The sequence below is a fragment of the Tunicatimonas sp. genome, assembly GCF_049647865.1.
Lineage (GTDB): Bacteria > Bacteroidota > Bacteroidia > Cytophagales > Cyclobacteriaceae > Tunicatimonas.
This window is the reverse complement of the sequence record NZ_JBARYM010000742.1, coordinates 1-3965: the sequence shown is the minus strand read 5'-3', so window position 1 is coordinate 3965 and position 3965 is coordinate 1. Positions and strand designations below refer to the sequence as shown.

Genomic DNA, 3965 nt, shown 5'->3' with positions numbered 1-3965 from the left:
TATCGTACTAATTGCTTTCATCAATTTCGTCAACTTATCCACAGCTTTAGCCATTTACCGATCCAAAGAGATTGGAGCACGAAAAGCGTTGGGTGGCTCTCGGTCGCAAATCTTTTGGCAGTTTATTACAGAAACCTCCCTAGTGGTAAGCTGCGCTCTGGTGCTGGTTGTACTGGGTATACTGGTAGGACTTCCCACGCTCAATAGTTGGATTCAATCGCAACTGGATTTACAACTTTTAGCGAACCCTTCGGTGATGATTAGTTTACTGTTCTTTATTTTACTGGTCGTATTTATGGCAGGTAGTTACCCAGCAGTAGTAATGTCGGGATTTAATCCGATACGCGCTCTACAGAATCAGATAAGTGCGAAGGAAATAGGCGGATACAGATTGCGCCAAATACTAAGCTTCATCCAGTTTACTGTTGCTCAAGCAGTTATTATTGGAGCAGTGGTGGCACTTTATCAACTTGATTATTTTCAGCAACAAGATCTGGGTTTTAATCAAAAGGCCATTATCACCACCAAGGTGCCTCGTAACGACTATTCTCGTCTGGCTTCATTCCGAAATCAGCTCAAGCAACAATCTGATATTCGGTATGTTAGCTTTCACCAATCACCTCCCATCACTAGTACCAATGAAGGTAGCTACGTCCGGTTCAATCATCGTGATAGTTTTGAACCCTTTTTAGTACGCGACCGCTGGGCTGATGAAGAGTACTTGAAAACCTACGATCTTCAGTTGTTAGCCGGACGGAATATTATTTTACGCGACTCAACGGCCGAGTTTTTAGTGAATGAGAAATTTGTAGCTGCGCTAGGCACTTCTCCAGATGAGGTTCTAGGAAAACACTTTTTCGAAAGCAGCACCGAGACCGAAGGCACTATAGTGGGAGTAGTTAAGGACTTTCACCACCGCTCATTACAACACCCCATTGAACCGGTGGTTATATATCCTTACCCCAGAATATTTACCCAAGCCGGTATTCAGATACAGTCAGAAAATATTTCGCAAACGCTGCAAAAAATCAAAACCACTTGGGAAGCGACCTTTCCCAACCAGGTTTTTACCTACCAATTTTTGGAAGATAGTATTCAGCAACTTTACCAAGAAGAACAGCGCATTGCCAGACTCATTCGGCTGTTCACCATCGTTTCCATTCTGATTTGTAGTTTGGGAATGGTTGGTTTAGCCATGTATACCGCCCAACAAAGAACCAAGGAAATTGGCATTCGCAAGATTCTAGGTGCATCGGCTGGGAGTATTGCGCTGCTACTTAGTAAAAGCTTCATCCAATTACTTTTTGTAAGTTTTATTGTAGCAGTGGCAATTGCTAATTATGCCCTACAAGACTGGTTAGCTGATTTTGCGTATCGGGTTAGCATTGCATGGTGGATGTTTGCTGCTTCGGGCTTAATCATGTTATTTATTGCAATACTCTCTATCGGAAGCCAAACCCTAAAAGCTATCCGGCAGAATCCGGTCGATAGTTTACGTAATGATTAATAAATAGCGAGAAGCATTAGTCATTATTCACTAATCGATATTCATTTTACAATGCGTCTGTTGCTCGGTACAATTCAGCCATTGGTAGGCTAATCTCTAGTAAGCGTAGCTTTACTTTGGATTCTTCACCTTCAAACCAATCCATTTGCCAAGGTTGGTCGGGAGAGTTGCGGTAACGAGTCTCTGCCTTCCAGGTATCCTGCTTAACCAGACCGTACTCTCTCAGTGAAGATAACCTGCTGTAGTAATAAAATTTATTTCCCCAGTCAATTTGCTGTACTATCGGATAACACTTCTACCACTACGATAGTATTGGTCAGTGCCCGGAAATCTTTATCTGATCGCTGAGGCGTGTCACATACTACCGATACATCCGGATAAAGCGATTTATTCAGTGATTCAACTCGATACTTTAGATCACTATTGAATACTGAACAATTTTTAGAGGCCAATGAGTGATCTAGTAATCTTACTAGCGATTAGGGTTTTGGATCCCCAACATCCGTTGCGGCACCAGCCATTATAAATACTTCACCATAATGATACTCGTAACGGGTATCGTTTTCTTCTTCCAACTGGTTGTACTGAACGAGTGCTAAACGATCTTTTACTGCTGGCTTAATAAGCTAATTACTCATTGTATGTCAAGTTACATAAATACCAAGCTTATTCAGATACCTCAAAATTATTTTCTTGCTTCTTTTGGAAGAGAATTTTCAAATGTTGGGTATCATTCAGAGCAGTACCTCGCCAAATCATCCATTCCTCCGAAAGCGTTAACTCCCATTCTTGCTGTATCTGCGCAGAAATTATTCCCCCGTTTAGTGCTTTTATCTCGGGCTGAATAAGTCTTATTCGATCTCCTACAATTTTCCATTTTCCACTTATTCCTATTGCCCGGGTTCCCAGTCGATAGTCCCCCTGACCAGTAAAGCTGAATGATCTACTATCTAGTAACTTATCTAATGCTATCCTTTCTTCTCTAGACTTAACTTCTACAACGTTCCATTGCCCAATTAGCTGCCCGTAATGTTGCTGACGAGACTCGCACGCTATAAGCAGTTGAGCGAATAGCAGTATTAAGTAGTATGGTAGTTTCACTTTTTGTTCTGCTTTGGTTCATCTTTTCTTATGTTCTTAAAATCCACCAGCGCATCTACAAATGCTAGTGAGGCTCGCTCCATATCATTAACGATTCGGTCAATTTTAGCTACGCAGTAGTTATAAAATAACTGAAGAATGATGGCGACAATTAAACCTGCAACCGTCGTGAGCAACGCAGTTTTAATTCCACTAGCCACTAGCGTAGGGGAAATATCGCCGGCTGCTTCAATCGCATCAAAGGCATTAATCATTCCAATCACCGTTCCCATAAACCCCAGCATCGGGGCAATTGAGATAAAGAGAGACATCCATACTAACCCTTTTTCTAGCTTACCCATTTCTACCGATCCGTAGGAGATAATTGCTTTTTCTACCATCTCAATACCTTCTGACCATTTTCCCAGACTCGACCGAAAAATTAGGGCAATCGGGTTTCGTTTTCCTTGTAAACTATGCAGAGTTTTATCTACACCGCCATCAGTTAAGTTTTGTCGTAACTGGTTCAACGTTTTATCCACATTAATAGTAGCTAGATTAAGCCGAATAATGCGCTCAATGGCAATCACCATTCCGATAAGTAAACAGAGTAGCACTGGGGCCATGAACCTCCAATCGCCGTTAATAAATTGTTCGCGGATTACTTGATGGAGATTAGTATCTTCTTCAGATGTCGGAAGCAATTCTGCTTCTCCTTCTAGCGAGGTAGTGTCGTTTAGTAAAACTTCTTTTGTAGTTGAGTCAGATTGAGCTGAAATATCTTGCGTTAATGCACTGTGGATAAATCCGGTGAGAATGACTAAAATAAACCCAACTGAGACTACTGATTTCGTTAATTGCTGCATTGCTTTTTTTGGTAAAGAAGCACCAAAAAGACTCTTTGCAACAAATTAGAGCAATAGACAATGAATCAACACCGTAATATTTAGGCTATTTTATTGAGATAGATGATTAAATCGATTTCTTTCGGAAGGTTCATTTTTTTACGAAGGCGATAGCGAGCAGTATTTACGCTGCCGGGGGTTATATTCAACTCTTCAGCGATTTCTTTCGAAGAATAGTTTTGAATTAGGAAAGAACATATTTTTAGATCGTGCGCTGTTAGATACGGAAATTTAAGTAATAGTTGTTTTTCAAAGTTTTTGGCATTTGCCTCAGAAGATGGTTTTTGCGTCCTTAACTTATCTTGGAATACTTGAATGTAATTATTACGATGGTTCAATCGCTTGACCATTGCCTGATTACGATAAATACTAATAGCGATAGGAACAATAATTAACGTCAATCCCACACCGGCCTGAAAAAAAATTAGTAGGTTAATATAAGTACGCTGCTCTGCATCGGAGACAATTGATGA

Annotated in this window: 4 protein-coding genes and 1 pseudogene; 1 reads left to right on the top strand and 4 read right to left on the bottom strand. The window is 40.7% G+C overall.

The genetic code is table 11. The features are described from left to right. Positions 1–1507, top strand: a 1507-nt coding sequence (locus WBA23_RS21625) for an FtsX-like permease family protein (protein WP_424584360.1), incomplete at its 5' end; no start/stop codon positions are given. Between the two features lie 266 nt (positions 1508–1773). Here WBA23_RS21625 and WBA23_RS21620 read toward each other — a convergent pair. The 4 genes and pseudogenes from WBA23_RS21620 to WBA23_RS21605 all read right to left on the bottom strand — a co-directional run. After that, a pseudogene (locus tag WBA23_RS21620) lies at positions 1774–1971 on the bottom strand (Uma2 family endonuclease); the annotation flags it as partial. 202 nt (positions 1972–2173) lie between these two features. Next, entirely contained in the window at positions 2174–2608 is a 435-nt protein-coding gene (locus tag WBA23_RS21615) for a hypothetical protein (protein ID WP_424584359.1), read from the bottom strand. After that, positions 2605–3453, bottom strand: a complete 849-nt coding sequence (locus tag WBA23_RS21610; protein WP_424584358.1) for a MotA/TolQ/ExbB proton channel family protein — start codon at positions 3451–3453, stop codon at positions 2605–2607. Before WBA23_RS21610 ends, WBA23_RS21615 begins: the two co-directional genes overlap by 4 nt. Before the next feature lie 80 nt (positions 3454–3533). Next, positions 3534–3965, bottom strand: a 432-nt coding sequence (locus WBA23_RS21605; RefSeq protein WP_424584357.1) for a helix-turn-helix transcriptional regulator, incomplete at its 5' end; no start/stop codon positions are given.

Excerpts from the sequence above, each read along its gene's own strand:
- WBA23_RS21610 (WP_424584358.1), bottom strand. The coding sequence starts at position 3,453 with ATGCAGCAATTAACGAAATCAGTAGTCTCAGTTGGGTTTATTTTAGTC.